The sequence below is a fragment of the Algoriphagus halophilus genome (genome assembly GCF_900129785.1).
GTDB classification, from domain to species: domain Bacteria; phylum Bacteroidota; class Bacteroidia; order Cytophagales; family Cyclobacteriaceae; genus Algoriphagus; species Algoriphagus halophilus.
On sequence record NZ_FSRC01000001.1, the window covers coordinates 556045 to 576481 of the forward strand.

Consider the following 20437-nt stretch of genomic DNA (forward strand, 5'->3'; position numbering starts at 1 on the left):
ATTGGAGTTTATTGAATAGTGGATCAGAGTGAATGACCATTTAAGACCATGCCGTCTTTCACGGTTTTGAGGTAGGTGATGGTTTTTCCATCTTCCAAAATTTCAACTACACGATAGGTATGGAAAGGGTTGCCCCAGCTTCCTCCAAAATGACCATCCCAAAGATATGGTTTTCCCCGATTGATCATGATTCCATCCACATCATGATCATGCCCATGAAATACGGCTTTGACATTTGAGTAGTTGCTAATTGTTTCAAGCAACTCATCACATTTTACCCCATGTCTTGTCCAGTCATTTTGTGATATATGGATGAAAACAAAGACATGAGAAAGCGTCCTATACTCCTCTAATTTTGATTTCAAATAAGTTACATCTCCGCAAAGGTATTCTCCAGCTTGATTTGAACAGTTTAGTAAAATCACCACTGAACCATCTTTAGTTTGAAAGGAGTGATTTTCTTGATAACCCCAAATATTTTCCCATTCACCATTTGCTACGCGATCATGATTTCCACGAGTTACATAATAAGGGGACTTTAGGGAGTCATAATACATTTTTACCTGGGGTAAAAAATTGGGGTCGTCATGAACCAAGTCCCCATTAAACACCACAAAATCTACTTGTTCCTCTTGGTTGATGGATTCCATCAATACAGAATGGGTTTGGATGTAATCCGTATTTGGTTGACCGAAATGCCCGTCAGAAGCGACAATAAACCGTAATTTCTTAGGCTCATTTTGAATGGTTTTACTTAAGCTATCCAGAGGAATAGATAAAACCGCCGTTGAAAATAAGGTGAGTTTCTGAAGAAATGGACGTCTTTGCATAGTGGGTTCGACTTTGGACTCCTTAATTTCTTAAAAGAAATTGATTTTGAGGCGGAGTTTAAGATTAATTACCTGTTAAATGTTCAACACAGGGGGATGTAGAAGTTGGGAAAAGCTACTTTAAAGGAATAATCCAAGTATTTTCTTGCGTGTCAACTTTACCATTCATTTCATTCAAAATCACTCGTTCAGTAATGGATACGCCGGTTTTTGCCATGTTTTCAAAGGTATCAATTCCCCCATTGGGAAAATTGATTCGCGTTCGATGGATATTAAATTGATTAGAAAAGGTCCTTCCAAATGCTTTTTCGATCCCATCTTTTCCAATCATAAAACCAAGCATACCTCCCCAAGTAGCGGTGGGATTATCAGAATCCCAACCTGCCAATGCCCCAATTTTAATCGTCTCAATTATATCGCCTTCTCCGTAGAATAAACTGACTAAGCTCGACGCAAAGTTTATTCCTGCAGCAAAACAACCATTGCAATATAGGTTTCTGGAAGTAATGTCATACCCGTCCAATTGATCAACTTGGTACCTGAAGTAGACAGAATCCCTCGCTTGCTCCCAAGGAATTCCCGACTCGTATTTTGATTTCACAAAGTCATACATTTGGGAGGGATACGAAGATTCAGGCAGGACATGTTTTGCTTCTTCTGCCATCCAAAACACCCGGTCTTTCCTACTCATCGAGGTATCTTCAAGGGAAGCTAGAGAATACATGGTCACATAAAAATCAGATATCCAAGCGGCTTCATTTCTAGCAGTGGTCTGGATGGGTAATTCTGCCATTTTCCTGGCAATATCCGGCCGTCCAGGAGCAAATAAACCAAAGATTTCAGTGGTCAATTGAGCGTCAATCATCTCAAAATGCTCATTCAATTCCGGATCACTGGTTTGTGGGGGAATAACACCTTCTTGCATCAAATCGAAGGCTTTTTGATTGGATACCCACAAGTAATTCTCTTCCTCTGATTTGATATGATTCAACCAACCTGCTCTTATTTGTTCTCCAGAAAGGAAAGAGGTCTGGTGTTGATCTAAAAGGTATTGATATAGATATTCAATATCCGTATCGTCATCGGATCCCCATATTTCGCCTTCATCAGCAAATACGAAGTCAATGGTCGGAGATAAATCACTTGGGATCCCTTCTGCCCAAATACTAGGTTGGTCGGGCTGGCCCCAATCATTTCTAGTGTAAAAATCTCCTGTTTTTATGGTTCCTATATTCCCGATTTTATCCATTTCGGTCACTAAGCCCGTCCAGTTGGCAATGCATTCTCCCAACCAAAAACCATAGAGTTGATCTTGGTATTTAGATGTAGAGAGGACAAGTTGATTCGACTGTTTTTCTACTTTTTTATTTTCATTACAGGACATGAAAATGATCAGAGAAGCGATCAGGAATGGATTCCAAAAGCGTTGGCTGAGTTTCATAGGAGTTAAGATGGGCAAGTTTTGGTCAATACGAAATGTCCTAATAGTGAATGATCACATTTCCTGTTTTCTGGCCAGAAAGCACATATTGATATGCTTCTGATATTTCACCCAAAGTGAAGTTTTGGTCAATAACCGGTTTGAATTTTCCTTTTTCCAATAAATCGATCATATAAGGAATGGTTTTCTTCAAACTAAAGGGGATAGGGAAGATGACTTTTTTATTCTTACTGAATTTTGTGGCAAGAGCGAAAAGTACATTTTGGGAATTAGTTCCCAATTCAGAAGAAATGTAAATGCCATTTTCTTTTAGTATGGGTTTACAGGCACCAAAGGTGCTTTTACCGACCGTGTCAAAAACAAAATCATATTTCTCGGTAGTTTGGGTAAAATCCTCCTTGGTAAAATCGATAATTTGATCAGCTCCGAGGGATTTGATTAAATCAATATTCTTGGTATTGCAAGTGGCGGTGATGTTAATGTCAAACATTCTTGCAAACTGCACTAATGCAGAACCAATTGCTCCAGTGGCCCCATTGATCAGCATCGATTGACCAGGTTGAATCGTCACATAGTGGATAAAGGAGTAGGCATAATGAGCTCCCTCCAAGGACGCAGCTGCTAAAGGAAAATCGATGTTTTCAGGAATGGAGTAGACCAAATCTTCTTTGACACATACCTGCTCTGCTTGAGACCCCAATCCCATGTCAAAAAAACCGAACACCCGGTCACCAGGATTAAAGGATTTTACCCGGCTGCCTGTTTGCATCACTTCTCCTGCAAAGTCAGTCCCCAAAATGATTTTTCTGGGTTTGGAAAAGCCAAGCATCAATTTCATGATAAAGGGCTTACCAGTAAGGTTGGCACAATCTGTTCTATTTACGGTGCTTGCCTTTACTCGAATCAATAATTCATCCTCTTTGGGGATAGGGTTTGGAAAGTTTTCTATGGTAATAGAATCTTGATTTCCATACTGACGCCTAACTGCTGCTTTCACATATATGCCGTTGAAATGAAAAATAATCGGCTTCCTGAAAAAGCCTTAAAAGGTTCAAAAAACAAATAATATTTGAATTAATCCAAAAATGGGAACAAAATGAAGTCTAGTATCCGGAGCCTTTTGATGAACTTGATCTGAAGGATTTCAATCAGAAGGAGGTTTTATTCCGATAGCCACGACAAATTCTCCAGGTATATCATAGCCAGTAGCTGTTTTGTAGGGCTGAATAGACTCGATGTATTCTTTTTGTGCTTCTTCTTTGGTCTGTTCATCAAATCGTGAATAGGCCATTGCTACCGGTCCGCCCATAAAAGATGCTTGGCAAGCCTCCTCATCACTGGAGTAGGGTAGGTTTACTTCAATTTTTTGGATGTTGATATTGGTAAAACCAGCTTTTGCAAAGGGGAATTTGATTACATCCTGTTCTCCCAAACTGAAAAACATGGGGCAAACATCTGAACTGACTCTTGCATCTACAATAGGGAATATTTCTGCCCAACCACATTTTTTTCTTGACCCCCAAATAGCCACTACTGCCCTTCCTCCTGGTTTTAATACTCTATACATCTCTTTTAAAGCTAGGTCTGGGTCAGGAAAATACATGATCCCCAAGGCGCAGGTAACTAGGTCAAATGAGGAATCTTCTACATCCAGATTCTCGGCATCCATTCTTTTAAAACCAACATGAGGGTAGCCTTTCGCTTTTGCTCTTTGGGAGCCGATTTTTACCATTTCATCTGAAATATCGGTAGCGAGAATACAACCTCCATCTCCGGTCAATTCGGCTAAGCGAAATGTGATTAATCCAGTTCCCGCTGCAATATCCAGAATACTTTCCCCAGGTTGAACTTGGGCTGTTTCCAATAATAAATCATGAGCCGGCTTCAGTTGCTTTTGCCAACTCTCCTCATAGTAAGCAGAGGCTTTGTCCCAGCCGTATCTTTGAACTCTTCGTTGTAAGTCAGGATGCATGACAGTGGGTTAATTAGTTTCAAATTCTACTTTTCTAATACAATGTTGCGCTCTTGAAAACACATCTAGATAGGGGCTGTGTTTATCTCCTTGGTCTAGTACCTGTTCCACTTCCTCTTTACTGGCTGGACTTTTCACTTTTACTAAATATTCTACCACACCATACCCGGGAGGAGAATCAGACGTATCAAACAATCCTCCGTCGTCATAGCTTGCAGAAATATGAACTTCTAGACTATCAATTGGAACATCCATTCTAGAGGCCCACATCATATACCCAATGGCGAGACAACTTCCCAGGGCAGCTCTTCCTAAAACCCCTGGAGTTGGACCTGTTTCAGTTCCGCCCACTTGACTTGGCATATCTGTATGATATACGTAATCACCTTCACGGATTTCACAGGATAGACCTCTAGTGATTCGTGATACCGATACTCCGGTTCCCAATCCTAAAGCGGGTTTAAGACTTAGCGCCTTTTGGGTCCTGATAAATTTATTTTTAATCAACTCTTGCTCTTCCATAATCTTGAGTTTAAAAATTTTAAAAAAGAACCTCTAGTTTTTATGAACTAATCATCCCTTGACTTGATGGAGCCTTAAAGCCAGGAGATGCTGCCATGATTGAGTTTCCTTGGTAGTGGTAATAATGCCTGCTTGAATAGAGCAATACAATCCTTCAAAAACCCAAGCGTCAAAACTTAAAAAAGCTGTTCAGATAATTCTTATTGAAGTTATCTATATTTATCTAAGCTTCCAAAAATCAATGAGTTAGAGTTTTTAGGTAAAATGGGTTTTGTCAGATAGAATCCATTTTCTCACTGTTTTTTGTTTTAATATTGGGTACTATTCTTAACCAAATAAAATTGAATCGATGAAAAACCTAATTCTTTCCATTTTACTCCTTATAGGGATCGCATCTGTATCCGACGCACAGTCATTTAGAGGCCCCGATAAAAGTCCAATGGACGTAGCCTATTTGCCAGACAACTTTGCTCATGATCGAAAGCCTGGTGAAAAGGCGATCGCTAAAGCTTACTACAGTAGACCGAATAAAGCCGAACGAGTAGTATTCGGAGGAATAGTACCTTTTGGTAAAGTATGGAGACTTGGAGCGAATGAAGCGGTGGAATTTAAAGCTTTTCAAGATTTGACTTTGGGAGGCAAATCACTTTCTGCTGGCACCTATTCCATGTTTGCAATTCCAGGAGAGAATGAATGGACCATCATTTTGAATTCAGATTTGGATTATTGGGGAGCATTCAGCTATGATGAAAGTAAAGATGTTTTCCGCTTTACCGTTCCATCCAAAAGCAGTGAACAAGTGGTCGAATCTTTCTCAATTCGTTTTGAAGATTTAGGGAATAACAAAGCAGTCATGAGAATGGGATGGGATCAGACCATAGTAGAACTACCGATTTCCTACTGATTTATAGGAATTCGTTCATAAACTGAATAAAAACGGGATAGTCAGAGGGGATAGTCCCATGACCTCCATCATGCATGTAATATCCCAGCTTGTTATGGATTAGAGAAGTGTCTCCCGCTGGAGGCATTTCATTTCCTTCTGGCCCGTTTTCACCAAAAAGTTGGTATACGTTGCTTGCTTCTTGCGCAGCGATGAATTCCCCCTTGGGATCGGACCAATAATCGGTACTTCCTGTTTGAAGTAATAGAGGGCGAGGGGCAATCATAGCTACCAAGGAATGGGCATCAAAAGGAAAATCTTCGAGATGAGTGGAGTATTCATGGTAGTTGGGAGCAAACTGATATGCATATCTGGATGGTGCAGACATATGTTTGATGTTTTCTCCATAATCCCTTCTGGCAATGGCGGCACCACCTTCTCCGGAACAACTGGCGATGATCATTTTGAATCGGGGATCCCGTATCCCTGTCCACAGGACCGTTTTTCCCAATCTGGAAACGCCCATTAGAGCGACTCGATTTTCATCAATTTGTTGGTCCTTTTCAAAATAGTCCATGGCTCGACTCAAACCCCAAGACCAAGCTGAGATGGTTCCCCATTCGTTCATTTGAGGCTTTGTTTCACCTGGTTTTAAAAACTCTTTTCGAATTCCATAGTCAAAACCTTCTTTGAAATCGGGATCTATATCACCATAGTATACCGTAGCAAACCCATAGCCAGCAGCTATAAATTGCTCCACATTGGTAGCCCGGAATCTACTCGGTTGATCTGCCTTCACCTTTTGGCCTTCTCGATTCCAGATCTCTCCAATTTGAACTTCGGGATCATCAACTGTTTGAGAATTTGCTGAAAATGAAATCGTAAAAAATAAGGGAGTTGCTTTAGTGGCATTTTTTGGCAAATAGATCAGAAGGTCCATTGGATGCTCCTGGCTATTCTCGGTAAGGTAAATTCTGACTTGTTTTCGAATTGCTTTCCCGTTGAAGGCTTTTCCTTCAGCTTCATAATATTCGTAGGTGATTTTTTTAGGAGCTGGCGGGGTATTACCGTATTGTAAATCAGCTACTGCTTGAAGTAATTCAGGTCTTCGTTTTTTAGTCCAGGTGTTGGCATCTTTTACGGTTTGACCATTTTCCAAGGTTAATAGGTCTGGCAGGCTGTAAGGAGGAATTGCCTCCTCGTCGTAATTGACGGGAAAACCCGCCACAAGGCTTGGAGGATCCTGAGCAACACATACTACTAGGGTCATGAAAAAGAATGCTGTAAAAATTGATTTCATCTTGGAAGGTACTGGCTTGTTTGGGAGAAATTCTCTCAGGTTCAAGTATTAATATACTGAAATACAGCCTGCTTTAGTGTATTTTAAGGCCTATTGTATGATACAAAGTAAAATCTTTTGTGGTTTCCACCTTTTTTTGTGACAGAATCTCAGATAAAAAGTCAAAGACCAAAAGACGATAAGCAGGATATGCTTTCTGGAATGATCTGAAAGTGAGATATATGTAAGTATTTTTCAGTTTTATGTAAGCTACAGGAGCTTTACTTATTTTACTTTTGGTGCTTGTCATAATGGAGTTTTAGGGATTAAGCAATAGCTAGAATTTTTTGGTCGATTGATCGGGTTTGAAAGATTATTAAATCTGATGAAAAAACATCATCCCCTGAAGCCGTTTTTGAGAATCCCTAACATCAAATAAAAATGAAATTAGCCTATATAGGAACCTATCCACCTCGAGAATGTGGCATTGGTACATTTACCGAAAACCTAACAAAATCCATGTTAGGAATTGATAAACAAGGGGTTCAGCATAATGAAGTACTAGTAATTGCCATGAATGATGGGAATCAGAAATACATATATCCTCAGGAAGTAAAACTTCAAATCCGTCAGGAGCAGCAAACGGATTACCTCGAAGCTGCCAATTTCATTAATATAAGTGGCGCAGATGTTTGCATTCTAGAGCATGAATTCGGGATTTTTGGAGGATTGAGTGGAGTATATATTCTTCCACTTTTGCATAGACTTGAAATCCCCTTAATAGTCACTCTACATACCATTTTAGATACTCCTTCTTACAATGAAAAAGCAATTTTGAAAGAGATCTGTAAAATGGCAGATAAAGTGGTAGTGATGAGTCAAAAGGCAATTCTATTTCTGACGAGTATCTATGATGTGTCTCAGGAAAAAATCGTCTTAATAGAACATGGTGTTCCAGATATTCATTTTGATAGAATGGACTCCAAAAAAGAATTCAAACTCACTCAGAAAAAACTGATTTTAACATTTGGCTTTATCGGGAGAAACAAGGGAATCGAAACAGTCATAAAAGCGCTCCCTGAAATCATCAAAAAACATCCGGATATTCTTTATATCGTTTTGGGAAAAACACATCCAAATGTATTGCGACATGAAGGTGAGGAATATCGAACGTTCTTGCAGTTGCTGATTAAAAACCTACATCTTGAATCCCATGTTTTGATGTTGAATGAATTTATTGGGGAAGTAGTACTTTTTAAATATTTGAGTGCATGTGATATATATATCACTCCTTATCTCAACAAAGCCCAAATCACCAGTGGAACACTATCTTATGCTATGGGGGTTGGCTGTGCGGTAGTTTCCACTCCTTATTGGCATGCTGCAGAATTATTGAATGAAAACCGAGGTAGACTTTTTGATTTCAATAATCACCAGCAACTGGCAGGAGTGTTAAACGAATTGTTGGATGACCCAGAAACACTGAAACAGATCCAGGCAAATGCTTACGAATACGGGAAAAATATCACCTGGCCGAAAATCGGTAAAAAGTATCTGCACCTTTCCAATAGTTTGCTTTCATTTCCTAAGCAGGAAATCTATAAAAAGGAATTGGTCATCAACTTGCTGTTACTCCCACCTTTTTCCCTTACTCATATCAAGAGACTCACAGACGATACAGGGATCATCCAGCATGCGAAATTTGGGATTCCCAATCTGAAAGAAGGCTATTGTCTGGATGATAATGCAAGGGCTCTATTAATGGTGTTGATGACTTATAAACAGAAGAAGGAGGAGCAGGCGTTGGAGTTAATGCCAATCTATCTGAGTTATATCCATTACATGCAAAATATCGATGGAACCTTTAGGAATTTCCTGAGTTTTAGTCGGACTTTCTTGGATGAGGTAGGTTCAGAAGATTCATTTGGTAGGACGATATGGGCTTTGGGTTATTTGATCGGGAATGCACCAAATGATGCCTATTATCAGACTGGTAAACTTGTATTTTTCGAAGCTTTTCCAAATTTCGAAAAGTTAAATTCAATTCGGAGTATTGCCAACACAATCATTGGAGTCAGTTATTATTTAAAAACCAATGCCTCAGACGAGCAGATGATGGAAGCTTTAAAAAACCTGACAAATAAGCTTATGAAGGCATATAGTGTTCATCATTCTGAAGATTGGCATTGGTTCGAGTCACTTTTGGCTTATGATAATGGAATTTTACCTCTTGCTCTTCTACATTCTGCCCAAATCACCCAAGATCCAAGGGTACAGGAAGTTGCTTTGATTACCATGGAGTTTCTTGAGGAGCACACTTTAAAAGATGGGGTTCTTTCGGTCATCGGAAATAAAAAATGGTACATCAAAGATGAAGAACGATCCTTTTTTGCGCAGCAACCTGTAGATGCGATGGCGATGGTTTTGATGTTTCATCAGGCGTTTTTAATGACAGGAGAAAAGGAATACCTCAATAAGCTTTTTGATTCATTTATGTGGTTTTTGGGAGAAAATGATTTGCGGTTGAGCTTGTATGATTTTGAGACTAAAGGCTGTTGCGATGGTTTTGAGAACTATGGGATTAACAGAAATCAGGGAGCTGAAAGTTCTTTGGCTTATCTGATTTCTCATTTAACGGTGCTTCAAGCTGATGAAGAGTTTTACCAGTCCGATGTCATAGAAAATCACACAAAACGGCTTCAGCCCGAAAGTCTATGAAGTTAGCGATATTAGCACCGATTGCCTGGAGGACTCCTCCTGAGAGTTACGGACCTTGGGAGCAAATAGCCTCTACGATAACTGAGGAAATGGTAAAATTAGGGCATGAGGTTACACTTTTCGCCAGTGGTGACTCGATTACCAAAGCAAAATTAGAGTCAGTCTGTGCACGCCCTTATGAAATAGATAAATCCAGTGATCCCAAAGTTCTAGAATGCTTGCATATCAGTCATCTGATGGAGCGAGCAGGTAGTTTTGATATCATCCATAATCATTTTGACTTTCTTCCGCTGACTTATTCTCGATTGATCAATACTCCAATGATTACTACTATTCATGGTTTTTCTTCGAATAAAATCATTTCCGTTTATGAAAAATACGATAATTCGTCAGCCTTTATTTCTATTTCGAATGCAGACAGAAATTGTAAATTGACCTACCTGGACACCATTTATCATGGAGTAGACCCAGCACTCTTTACATTCCAAGTCAGCAAAGCAGAATACTTACTTTATTTTGGTCGTATTCATCCTGAAAAAGGGCTGGATAAGGCTATTGAAATTGCAGAAAAATCGAACTGCCATTTGAAAATCGCCGGTTTAATTCAGGATGAATCTTATTTCAAATCGCAAATAGAGCCAAAAATCAATGGGACAACTGTTCAATACCTGGGGAATCTTGGTAAGGAGGCAAGAAACTTGATTTTAGGTGAAGCCAAAGCCCTATTGCATCCCATTTCCTTTGAAGAACCTTTTGGGTTGAGTGTTTTGGAGTCTATGATGTGTGGTACTCCGGTAATCGCATTTTCAAAAGGGAGTATGCCAGAGCTTATTGATGATGGCGTTTCCGGCTATTTGGTTTCTACTATTGACCAGGCAGTTGAAGCAGTGGCGAATTTAGATAAACTCTTACCTGTCAATTGCAGGGCACATGCTGAAAAGAATTTCAGCATGAAAAAAATGATACACAATTACGAAAATGCATATAGAAAAGTGTTGGAAGGAGAAGAACTATTAGTTTAACAAAGCTATAAATAATTCTTCCATGTTGACTACAGCATAAGTCGAGGAATAATCAGATACTGCATAGGGAAGAATAAGACTATCGTTATGAATCATGGATCCGCAGGAATAAACCACATTTGGAACATATCCATTTCGTTCCTCCTCAAGAGGCATTAATAAGGGTTCTTCCAATCGACCAATTTCTTTGGATGGATCATCTAGATCGAATAGAGAAGCGCCGATGCTGTATCGTCTCATCGGCCCCACCCCATGCGTAATGATCAACCAGCCCTTTTCTGTCCATAGCGGGGAACCACAATTTCCGATTTGCGTGAATTCCCAAGTGTATTTAGGTTCCTGTATCAGCTGCGGATTATTCCAGACGGTGGTCCGATCGGAATACATCAGGTAATTATTTACTCCATCAACCCTGGAAAGCATGGCATATTTTCCTTTTATTTTTTTTGGAAAAAGCGCAAGATTTTTTCCCTGAGCTCCCATACCTCTGAGAGGCATGATTCGAAAAGTGTAGAAATCTTCGGTACAGATTAATTTGGGTAAAATGGTGTGTCCATTATATGCTGTATAGGTAGCATATACTTTCGTGGTTTCATCTTCTTCTTTGAAGCTTACAAATCTTGCATCTTCTATGCCGTTGCTTTCAGAATCTGAAATCGGAAAAATCACACGTTCGGTTAGATCAGAATCTTTATGAAAATGGATATCATAAAATGAGTCTACTAGCCAGATTATCTCTTTGAAAGCTACTCTTTGTGGGGCAGTTAATTCTTGGTTTTTGAGTAAATTACCTAGGGTGTTTTTCAACTCATAATATTCAAATCGATCGGGAAGACTATCCATGATACTTTTGGAATACTGTTCATCAATGTGCATACCTTTGAGCCGTTTTATAAAACGCTCCTTATCGTAGACTTGCTTGTGGGAGATTTCAGCCTTATCAATAGAATTTCCGAGCTTAGTCAGTCGCAGGTTGTTATTCGCATCGAGAATTGCCCTTCTGAAAACAATAGAAGAAATATGCCCTTCTCCTGTTGCCCGAAATGAAATGATTACTCTTTTTTCACCGGTACCTAAATAGGATTGGTCAAAATCCTCAATGATGGATGGATTGAAAAATGCCGCAGACTCAAGAGAATATTCCATTGTACAGTATGAACCGATCAGCATTTTTTGTTCGTCAGAAAGCGAGTCAAAGTTGACATCCATCCCTTCAATAATTCCACGGATATTTTCACAATGCTTAAAAAAGAGACGAGAAATATTCCGATGCCTGCTGGCAAATTCCCTCAATGTCTGTTCCAATGCTTGAGTTACCTCTGTTTCAGTCATCAAGAAAATCTTACTTAGCAAATTCCGAGTTCTTAAATCTCCGTTTTTAAAGAAGCGAGCAACCACCCTACTTGAGTCAGGAAGGAAGGTTAAATTTTTGCGAAGGATTGAAACGCTCATGGATTCAAGAAGATTTAGAAGATTGGATTTTTGCAGGAGATCAGTTGGTGAACACCATTGGTTTGGGTGAATTGGTGGAATATTGAGTTATTGCTTATTCCAGACCCCCTGACCTTAAATGTGGCTAGTTTTTGATAAGGATGTATTACATTTTAAAAAGGAAGAGTTACAGAATTCTCACATTCTTAGGTACCTACCGAGTATTGCAGTAATAAGAAGGATTTAATAAAATTCGCTGAGGGTATTTTTTTGTTCTCAATAAATCAGGAATCGATTGGAGAGATTTTTATCGGAAGTTTTACCAATCATCAATTAATTCTGTGTCAATCGCCACGTAGACTACATTCCTTTTATCTTTGCACTTCAAAAATTTAAAGATGCATCTGAGAACTGATTTAGAATCAACGTCCAAATAATGAAAAACCTATTTTCTAATCTTCTTTTTAAAGTTTTTATAGCCATTGTACTTGGAATCGTTTTTGGTCTCTTTTTACCCGAATCTGTCAATAGGATATTTGCCACCTTCAATGCATTTTTTGGTCAATTTCTGAATTTTGCCATTCCTTTAATCATTCTGGGATTAATCATGCCGGCAATTTCTGATCTGGGGAAAGGAGCCGGAAAACTCTTATTGCTTACTGCTGCCATTGCTTATGGATCTACCTTGTTTTCCGGGTTTATGAGCTACTTTACCTCCTCTACCATTTTCCCATCTTTGTTGGCCTCCCATGTGAACGAAGCCACTGAAATAGCAGAAGAGGGGAATGATCTAGTTCCTTATTTTAGTATCACGATTCCAGCGGTGATTGACGTGATGTCCTCCCTGGTTTTGGCATTTGTGATTGGTTTGGGATTGTCCTATCAAGAGAATTCCACTTTGAAAAAGGTAGTGAAGGATTTTGAGAAGATCATCATGCAAGTGATTGAAAATGTGATTATTCCACTTTTACCCTTATTTATTTTGGGGATTTTTGCAAACATGGCGTTTAGTGGACAGGTGTATTCCATCCTATCCGTATTCCTGAATATCATCGGGGTGATCTTTGCCATGCACATTTTCTTATTGATTTTACAATATGTGATTACTGGAGCTATCGTCAAGAAAAATCCGGTGAAGTTATTGTTGACCATGTTGCCGGCTTATTTCACGGCTTTGGGGACGCAATCCTCCGCTGCCACGATACCAGTGACTTTGGAGCAAGCGGAAAAAAACGGAGTTTCTCCGAAGATCGCAGGCTTTGTTATCCCACTTTGTGCGACCATACATTTATCCGGAAGTATTATGAAAATTACCGCCTGTGCGATGGCGTTGATGATCTTACAGGGACTTCCTTATGACTTTGGAATGTTTGCCGGGTTTATTTTTATGCTTGGAATTGCCATGGTAGCAGCACCAGGAGTGCCGGGTGGAGCAATCATGGCTGCCATTGGTGTACTTCAGTCCATGCTCGGGTTCAACGAGGAAATGATCGGATTAATGATCGCGTTGTACATTGCGATGGACAGTTTTGGGACTGCTTGTAATGTGACTGGAGATGGAGCGATCGCATTGGTGGTGGACCAGGTAACCAAAGATAAAGACCTCTAATCAGCTAGGGGTAAATTTGGATGTATTCATCAAACAGGTGACATTTGATTTTACTAATCAACCTATCACCAATTTTAGTGTTCCTTTAATTAGTTCGCTGAGACTCCTCTTCCGATCCCAATTTTCTTTGTCGAGCTGCTTTTAGGTCTTGATTACCTAGTGTATAGGTGAGGTTAATCAAAGCAACTCGAGTGTCAAATTGGAGATGATAGTCTGAATTAAAACCAGGAACGTCGATTTTACCTATAAATTTATTGGTATGAAAAATATCTTGGATACTTAATCTGGCTTTGAATTTTTGGCTAAATGATTTTTGAATGCCAAGGTCTAAAGAGCCTAGCCAAGGTGCCCGAGCTAAAGCCTGAATAGATGGTGAACTAATCCATCCAGTTAGCTCTCCAGTCCAACCTTTTTGAAATGCAAAGGTATTGGACATGTTTATCCTACTGGAAATTTGCTCTACAATAATTGGGTTTTCCTGATAAAGGTAATTAAACCGGCTGTAAAGCCCAGTAAAATTCAATTGCGCATTCCATCCTTTCATGATTGCAAGAGGATAACTCATGGTAATATTATAGGATTGCGAGGTGCCTACATTATCCGGAGTTCTTTCCGTGCGAATACTATCTACAGGTTGGATGAGGTAAAAGATCAAATCAGAAACAAAACTTGCACCTATTGAAGTATAAAGTTTGTCTTTGAAACCGTGCTTTAATTCAAGGGAATGGGTGTATTCTGGTTGAAGGAATGCATTCCCTCGGCTGTATAAAAAGGGATCTACATAAGATCGGGCTGGGTTCAGGAATTGGTAGCTGGGTCTATTTATTCTATAACTATAGGAGAGAACTAGGGTGTGATTTTCGGATAGTTTATTAGAGATAAATACACTTGGAAAGACATTTAAATAGTTTCTTTTCACTGTGTTTTCCGTGTTTAGGGATTTTCCTTCAGAAATAGTATGTTCTGCTCTTAGCCCCATTTGTGCTTGCGTGGATTCGCCTAGTTTGCCGGAGAAGCTGATATAGGCAGCATTCACATTCTCAGTATAGATAAAATGGTTTGATAAAATAGGGTCTACAATTAGGTTTCCTTCTTCTCCCTGAAATAAAGTCAAATCATTATCGCTCTCTACAAAAGCAGTTTTAAGGCCTGCTTCCATATTCCAATTGTTGAATACCACACGGCTATAATCAGCTTTAGCAGTTCTAATGGTGATCGTAGTGGGCATTTCAGTTATAAGACCCTCCCTGGGTTGGGAAGGTTCCTCGGGTGTATGACTATCAGTCTGTAATGTATTTGAGTATTGTCTTTTGAATTGACCAATATCAAAGTCTGCTGTAAGCTGCCCTCCATTTTCACCGAATTTATGCTGGAAATTTAGATTGCCTACGTTGTTGGTAGAGATGCTAGAGATTTGTTTTGCAGTGCTAGTTTCTAGGTAATTGATGCCTTCGTTTCTTTCGAAATCACTACTAGCAGTACCATCTTCTCCATTATTACTCCAGAAACCTGTCCAAACTATACCGATTGTTGTGTTTTTTCCTAAGAAATAGTCTGCTCCTGCTTTTGCGTTTTGACCCCAATTATCAAATACAATATAGGTTAATTGGTCAATGTAGTTTTGTTGTCCCCCATTTTCAATAAACTGTCTGCTGTCTAAATCAAAATATCCGCCTCCTGCATTTGCGCTATAGTTTCCAAAGACATTGATTTTCTTTGCTCGATGGTTAATTTGTAAACTTCCTCTTTCTCTTTCAAAGCGCCCGGTACCAACTCCGACTGAAATTGATCCATTGGTACCTATGTCATTATTCTCTATCAATTTGATATTGATAATGCCAGAGTTTCCTGCTGCATCGTACTTTGCAGAAGGGTTCGTTATCAACTCGATCTGATCAATATTATCGCTTGACATGGTACTGAGTAAAATGACCAGATCCTCCATGGATAAATAGGTTTGCTTTCCATCCATTTGGACGATTACTCCATCTTTTCCGCGTAATCGGAGGGAATTGTTTTGCCTGTCAATTGTAACTCCTGGAGCTTTCTCCAAGACCTCAAGTGCAGTAGAGCCACTTGCAATAATGCTATTTGAGACATTGACTACCATTTTATCAATGTATTGTTCAACAAAAGGTCTTTTCTCTACGACCATTACCTCCTCAAGCTGCTGACTGTCTTCTTGAAGCTGTAGTGTAATTCCTTCCACAGCTTTCTTTTCATTACTGATAAGTGGTAAATAAACCTGCTTATACCCCATCATAGAGGCAGAAATAAGGTAGTTTCCATCGGGAATATCAAATATCGTAAAGTTGCCCAAGGTGTCAGTAACTGCGCCTTTGATCAAGGAAGAGTCTGAAGGAGTCAGCAAAAGCACATTTGCAAAAGATAAAGGAATACCTGATGGTTCAAGGACTTTTCCGGAGATTGATTGGCTTTTAACTTCCAAAGTCAAAAGTACTGCAGCAAAAAAGAAAAACAGTTTCATAGGCAAAAAAGAAAAATTGAAAAAAATTAATATATCAATTGAATAAACTCGTATTTAAAAATTAATAAAATACAATTTGAAGTTATAAAATCACAAATACAATATTTCCTATGAAATAATTTTTTTTGAAATGTAAAATGCTAAAAACTAATTATTTGTATTAGTTTTATGGATATTTGTTTAGTTTTTAATCTCTAAAAATAGTTATACAATAATTTGAATAATTATAATATAGGAGGGAGCCCATTTCTATAAGAGGAATTGATCCTCTAACCGGAATTTTTGCAGGCTTTATTTTTATGTTAGCAATTGTGATAGTTGCAGAACAGTGGGGGTGGTGGATCAAGTGACGGAAAATAGATCTGAATAATTGATTGAATTCAACTTTCTAAAAAAAAGAAGCAAGTATTCAATGGGTTGTATCAAAGGATTTTATCCGGATATGGTTAAATTTAGGTGAGTTTTTCGCTGTTGATTTTTTAACCATTGTCCATGAATACGATCAAAGTTTTTCTTTCCAGTAGAGTCAATTCTTCGTTTTCCAATTTGGATTCAGGTAAATCCCTCAAGGATCTAAGGAAGTTTTTACAAGTTGAATTAGAGAAAGAATTATTCCTCCAAGAGCAAATTTTTGATGTACTCATCAATGAAGGGACTTTTGATTCTACTTTGTCTAAGGATGCTTTTGAGAACTGCATGGAGACCTTGAGGTCTTCCCATGTGATCATTATCCTTTACAATGGGGAAGCAGGTTGGCCCATTGCAGATTTGGATTCTTCCAATGGGATTTGTCATGAAGAGTATTTGGCAGCCTTGCAGGAGTTCTCTGATATGACCTTTGGCTTGAATATCAGCCAGTTTTTTAAACTCCCTACCAAAGGACCAGCCTATGAAAGGAATCGAAGTTTTGCAGATGATATGGCCAATGACTTTAAACATTTTGAAACCATTGATGCCAGGGACTTTGAGGAATTGAAAGAGAAGTGCCTAATCCAGATCAAAAGGTATCTCTTAAAAGCTTTGGAGAAATCATTTGAAACCCAGAAAAGAGTGGTGGCAGGTTCCTCGAGTATTCCTGAAACCCTGGACTGGAGCAAACTTTCCTATCCAGAGCGAATTATTGAAATGAAGGAAACCTTGCAAACATCATTGGATAGAAATCCTGTTTTTTCGGATTCCATTTGTAATTATTATGCCGTGCCGGATAGCATGTCGGTAGCGGATGCCAGAAACCAGTTAGGGAGGCCTTTTTTATATGAACAAAAAGAAATCATAGGAAGCAACAAGTCATCCGGGGTGATTCATTTTATCGCAGTTTATGGTAGGGTGACTTCCTCACAAGCCAAAGGTCTGGTAGGTTATCCTGATTTAGCAGTCATCAAAACTCCTTTTGGCTTTTACCTCTGGGAGAAAAACTTACATATTCAGATATTTTTTCTTCAAAGCTGTGTGAACTCGAGTGTCATCAGATTGAGAATTGGGGAAATAGCCATTTGGCTGAATTCCTCCAGGGAAAAATTGAACATTCAGAAAAGAGCCGAAAAGAGATATAGTATTCTGAAGGCCATCAATGAGGCGAAAATCACTGAATAACTCAGTACAGAAGTTGAGATAAAATTTTACTTGAAACCATAGCGCTATGAAACCCTTATGTTTTGTGATTATGCCATTTGGGAAAAAACCGGATGCCACTGGAAGGATCATCAATTTTGATCAGGTATATGAAAATTTTATCAAGCCTGTCATTGAAGAATCTGGTTTGGAATCGATTCGTGCTGACCAGGAAATGATGGGAGGAATTATCCATAAACCCATGTATGAGCGTTTGATTTTATGTGATTTTGCCATCGCTGATTTGACAACTGCCAATGCCAATGTCTTTTATGAATTGGGGATCCGATACACTGCTAAGCCATATACCACCTTCAGTATTTTTGAAACCGGTACCAAGATCCCATTTGATTTGGTGGATGTCCGGTGTTTCCCGTATACCATTGTGGAGGATGAAATTTCTGAATTGGAAAGTAAAAAAGAGGCTTTAAAGAAATATATCGCTGGAGTTAGGAAAAGCAAGGTGACCGATAGTCCGGTTTATCAATTATTGGATGGGATAGAATTCAAGCACAACCTTTCCTCTGACAAAGTAGAGATGCTCAGGGAAAAAGCGAAGCAGGAAAATGATGTCAGTGAGTTAATCCAAGAGGTAGTTGAGTCAAAATCCAACCCGGATAAAGCAGCAGCATTGGCAAAGCTGGAAGAAAGCCTGCCTGATAAAGAAGATTGGGATGCTTCTTTAGCCATTAATTTCATGTTGGCCTATCGGTCAATAAATGCTTACCCGCAAATGGTTACCTATATCGAATCGTTGCCGGACCATTTGAGAACCACCGTCATGGTTCAAGAACAGTATGGGTTTGCATTGAATCGTTCAGGAAATAAAAATAAGGCCATTGATGTACTTACCGCGATTTTGGGTGATAAAGGTTCAAATAGTGAGACGCTAGGGATTTTGGGCAGGATTTATAAGGATAAATACATGGAAGCGAAAGGTCAAAATGAATTTTTGGCCAAAGGTTTCTTGGATAAGGCCATTGAAATCTATAGCGAGGGCTTTCAATCTGATTTACGTGATTTTTATCCAGGAATAAATGCAGCCACATTGAAATTTGTAAGAGGGGACCAGGATTCAGCTGGTTTTGCCAATGTGGTGGAATATTCGGTCTTGACCTATTTATCTAAGAAAGACAAAGTGTCAATGAGAAAAGCACCTTCAAATTTTGATGGGTATTGGCCTCATGCAAGTTTATTGGAGTTAGCCATCCTCCAAAATAATAAGGAGAAAGCATTCACTTATTTGTCCAATGCCATTGCTACCGCTCATGAAAGTTGGCAAACAGAATCCACCGCCAATAACCTTGAGTTATATCATTCTCAAGGAGATTGGGTGGCACAGGTTATTCAGGTTTTAAAGGAGAATTAAGAAAATTGTCCATCAAAGTGATACGCTTTCACGGAGTCTTTGGCTGCAGCTTCACCGATTTTATAGAGTTCTTCCCGGTTTTCTGCGTTGCTCATTTCTATGAGACTTGCCACATCTTTTTCCGTGTAATTTTTACCCAAGCCTAAGCCGTTGAGTTCATTTTCGGTGATAGGGAAATTGTATCTAAGATATTTGATCATGGGTTTGCCACCGATGTAATCATCTCTCAATGTCTCAATTTCCATATCTATATAATGGGCAGTAGGGGAGTTGGAGAGCCACTGTAGCATAATCTGGTTTTGCCAGCTCGCATCCTGCATCAGCATATCCGGCACATTCATGGCCCAGGTTTTCATCCAGGCTTCTTTGATTTCACCTACTTGTTTTTTGAATACACTATAACCCGTCCCTACAGAAACCACACTTAATTTATCTTCTCCCATTTCCCAATGGAATGGGAATCCTCTTAAGGTAGCTACCATTAGTAAAGTCATGGAAGGATTGTTTGCCATACTCACTCCACCATCCACAAATGCCGCTTGTTGCCCGTCGCCTACATCAATCATTTGCGGTGCAAAATAGGTAGGAGCGGCACTACTTGCTCTGACCGCCTGCCAAAGCGGGATGTTTTTATTTTTCCCCAAACTGGTGTCAAAAAATTTCCCCTGAGGATGATTGATCAAAGGCCATACGCTATTGGTGTCAGCTCTTTTAGCGACAATACAAAGACCGGTTTTGATTTGATCGCTACCCAAGGTGATGTCTCCAAAAGCTCCTTTCAATGATTTTTCCAACACCGTATAATCGTAATTGGCCTTCAGGAATTTCCAGGTTTGAAGGGGATTCCAAAAGCTATATTTTTTGCCGAAAATCTTTCCTCCCAAATCCATATAGAGATCTTTAATATCGTCTACTTTCATTCCTATGGCCAAAGCAGTCGCGATAATGGAGCCCGTGGAAGTACCGCCGATTAAGTCAAAATGATCACACAAGAGATAATCTTGGCCGTGTTTATTTTGCAGAATGGTCTCGATCTTTTTGAGGTACCCCAAACTCAATGCACCTCGGATTCCTCCTCCATCTAAAGAAAGTATGTTTTTGGGTTCACCGGTAAAAGAAAGGTGATCATGCAGTGTCTTTTTCATGTTCTAAAAGTCTAAAAATTAAATTCTTATTTAAGTTACGTTTTTTCCTTGTGGGTATAAAGCTGCGGGTAAGGATTTTGAAGATAGGTCGAATTCAAGTGGGTAGTTGAAATAAAA

The 20437-nt window shown here is 39.2% G+C and carries 15 protein-coding genes; 6 read left to right on the forward strand and 9 right to left on the reverse strand.

All coding sequences use genetic code 11. From position 1 onward, the window contains the following. Positions 1-23 precede the first annotated feature (23 nt). The 5 genes from BUR11_RS02335 to BUR11_RS02355 form a co-directional block, all read right to left on the reverse strand. Entirely contained in the window at positions 24-830 is an 807-nt protein-coding gene (locus BUR11_RS02335) for a metallophosphoesterase family protein (RefSeq protein WP_074223215.1), read from the reverse strand. Between the two features lie 115 nt (positions 831-945). Continuing rightward, a complete protein-coding gene (locus BUR11_RS02340; RefSeq protein WP_200800379.1) occupies positions 946-2271 on the reverse strand; it encodes an ADP-ribosylglycohydrolase family protein in 1326 nt (441 codons plus the stop codon). A gap of 40 nt (positions 2272-2311) precedes the next feature. Then, positions 2312-3268, reverse strand: coding sequence for an NAD(P)-dependent alcohol dehydrogenase (locus BUR11_RS02345; protein ID WP_074223216.1), 957 nt, complete (start codon positions 3266-3268; stop codon positions 2312-2314). Between the two features lie 147 nt (positions 3269-3415). Beyond that, on the reverse strand, positions 3416-4243 hold the full coding sequence (locus BUR11_RS02350) for a class I SAM-dependent methyltransferase (RefSeq protein WP_074223217.1): 828 nt from the start codon (positions 4241-4243) through the stop codon (positions 3416-3418). A gap of 9 nt (positions 4244-4252) precedes the next feature. Next, entirely contained in the window at positions 4253-4765 is a 513-nt protein-coding gene (locus BUR11_RS02355) for an OsmC family protein (protein ID WP_074223218.1), read from the reverse strand. Positions 4766-5114: 349 nt separating this feature from the next. Here BUR11_RS02355 and BUR11_RS02360 point away from each other — a divergent pair, with 349 nt between their 5' ends. Continuing rightward, positions 5115-5669 carry a DUF2911 domain-containing protein gene (locus tag BUR11_RS02360; RefSeq protein ID WP_074223219.1) on the forward strand — a complete coding sequence of 185 codons (555 nt, stop codon included), beginning with the start codon at positions 5115-5117 and terminating at the stop codon, positions 5667-5669. Position 5670: 1 nt separating this feature from the next. Here the strand turns inward: BUR11_RS02360 and BUR11_RS02365 are convergent, their stop codons facing one another. Next, positions 5671-6948 (reverse strand): glucuronyl esterase domain-containing protein, encoded by a 1278-nt coding sequence (locus BUR11_RS02365; protein ID WP_084560948.1) that lies wholly within the window; start codon positions 6946-6948, stop codon positions 5671-5673. Between the two features lie 420 nt (positions 6949-7368). Here BUR11_RS02365 and BUR11_RS02370 point away from each other — a divergent pair, with 420 nt between their 5' ends. Then, the gene (locus BUR11_RS02370; RefSeq protein ID WP_074223221.1) at positions 7369-9645 is read left to right on the forward strand and encodes a glycosyltransferase family 4 protein; all 2277 of its coding nucleotides are present in this window, start codon (positions 7369-7371) and stop codon (positions 9643-9645) included. Continuing rightward, positions 9642-10667, forward strand: coding sequence for a glycosyltransferase family 4 protein (locus tag BUR11_RS02375; protein WP_074223222.1), 1026 nt, complete (start codon positions 9642-9644; stop codon positions 10665-10667). The genes BUR11_RS02370 and BUR11_RS02375 overlap by 4 nt, the downstream gene beginning before the upstream one ends. On the opposite strand, the gene BUR11_RS02380 is transcribed toward BUR11_RS02375, so the two are convergent. Next, complete coding sequence (locus tag BUR11_RS02380; RefSeq protein WP_074223223.1) at positions 10659-12119, reverse strand: glycoside hydrolase family 130 protein; 1461 nt, start codon at positions 12117-12119, stop codon at positions 10659-10661. The two genes, BUR11_RS02375 and BUR11_RS02380, sit on opposite strands and share 9 nt — an antisense overlap. Positions 12120-12534: 415 nt before the next feature. On the opposite strand from BUR11_RS02380, the gene BUR11_RS02385 reads away from it, so the two are divergent. After that, entirely contained in the window at positions 12535-13707 is a 1173-nt protein-coding gene (locus BUR11_RS02385; protein WP_074223224.1) for a dicarboxylate/amino acid:cation symporter, read from the forward strand. Positions 13708-13792: 85 nt separating this feature from the next. On the opposite strand, the gene BUR11_RS02390 is transcribed toward BUR11_RS02385, so the two are convergent. After that, positions 13793-16195: an outer membrane beta-barrel protein gene (locus BUR11_RS02390; RefSeq protein WP_074223225.1), complete on the reverse strand. Its 2403-nt coding sequence runs from the start codon at positions 16193-16195 to the stop codon at positions 13793-13795. Between the two features lie 492 nt (positions 16196-16687). Between BUR11_RS02390 and BUR11_RS02395 the strand changes: the two genes are divergently transcribed. After that, the gene (locus tag BUR11_RS02395; RefSeq protein WP_074223226.1) at positions 16688-17788 is read left to right on the forward strand and encodes a hypothetical protein; all 1101 of its coding nucleotides are present in this window, start codon (positions 16688-16690) and stop codon (positions 17786-17788) included. Between the two features lie 46 nt (positions 17789-17834). Continuing rightward, positions 17835-19175 (forward strand): TRAFs-binding domain-containing protein, encoded by a 1341-nt coding sequence (locus tag BUR11_RS02400; RefSeq protein ID WP_074223227.1) that lies wholly within the window; start codon positions 17835-17837, stop codon positions 19173-19175. On the opposite strand, the gene BUR11_RS02405 is transcribed toward BUR11_RS02400, so the two are convergent. Then, positions 19172-20320 carry a patatin-like phospholipase family protein gene (locus BUR11_RS02405; RefSeq protein WP_074223228.1) on the reverse strand — a complete coding sequence of 383 codons (1149 nt, stop codon included), beginning with the start codon at positions 20318-20320 and terminating at the stop codon, positions 19172-19174. The two genes, BUR11_RS02400 and BUR11_RS02405, sit on opposite strands and share 4 nt — an antisense overlap. Positions 20321-20437: the final 117 nt, after the last annotated feature.

Excerpts from the sequence above, each read along its gene's own strand:
- BUR11_RS02350 (WP_074223217.1), bottom strand. The coding sequence starts at position 4,243 with ATGCATCCTGACTTACAACGAAGAGTTCAAAGATACGGCTGGGACAAA.
- BUR11_RS02360 (WP_074223219.1), top strand. The coding sequence starts at position 5,115 with ATGAAAAACCTAATTCTTTCCATTTTACTCCTTATAGGGATCGCATCT.
- BUR11_RS02340 (WP_200800379.1), bottom strand. The coding sequence starts at position 2,271 with ATGAAACTCAGCCAACGCTTTTGGAATCCATTCCTGATCGCTTCTCTG.
- BUR11_RS02390 (WP_074223225.1), bottom strand. The coding sequence starts at position 16,195 with ATGAAACTGTTTTTCTTTTTTGCTGCAGTACTTTTGACTTTGGAAGTT.
- BUR11_RS02365 (WP_084560948.1), bottom strand. The coding sequence starts at position 6,948 with ATGAAATCAATTTTTACAGCATTCTTTTTCATGACCCTAGTAGTATGT.
- BUR11_RS02405 (WP_074223228.1), bottom strand. The coding sequence starts at position 20,320 with ATGAAAAAGACACTGCATGATCACCTTTCTTTTACCGGTGAACCCAAA.
- BUR11_RS02375 (WP_074223222.1), top strand. The coding sequence starts at position 9,642 with ATGAAGTTAGCGATATTAGCACCGATTGCCTGGAGGACTCCTCCTGAG.
- BUR11_RS02335 (WP_074223215.1), bottom strand. The coding sequence starts at position 830 with ATGCAAAGACGTCCATTTCTTCAGAAACTCACCTTATTTTCAACGGCG.
- BUR11_RS02400 (WP_074223227.1), top strand. The coding sequence starts at position 17,835 with ATGAAACCCTTATGTTTTGTGATTATGCCATTTGGGAAAAAACCGGAT.
- BUR11_RS02380 (WP_074223223.1), bottom strand. The coding sequence starts at position 12,119 with ATGAGCGTTTCAATCCTTCGCAAAAATTTAACCTTCCTTCCTGACTCA.
- BUR11_RS02395 (WP_074223226.1), top strand. The coding sequence starts at position 16,688 with ATGAATACGATCAAAGTTTTTCTTTCCAGTAGAGTCAATTCTTCGTTT.
- BUR11_RS02355 (WP_074223218.1), bottom strand. The coding sequence starts at position 4,765 with ATGGAAGAGCAAGAGTTGATTAAAAATAAATTTATCAGGACCCAAAAG.
- BUR11_RS02385 (WP_074223224.1), top strand. The coding sequence starts at position 12,535 with ATGAAAAACCTATTTTCTAATCTTCTTTTTAAAGTTTTTATAGCCATT.
- BUR11_RS02370 (WP_074223221.1), top strand. The coding sequence starts at position 7,369 with ATGAAATTAGCCTATATAGGAACCTATCCACCTCGAGAATGTGGCATT.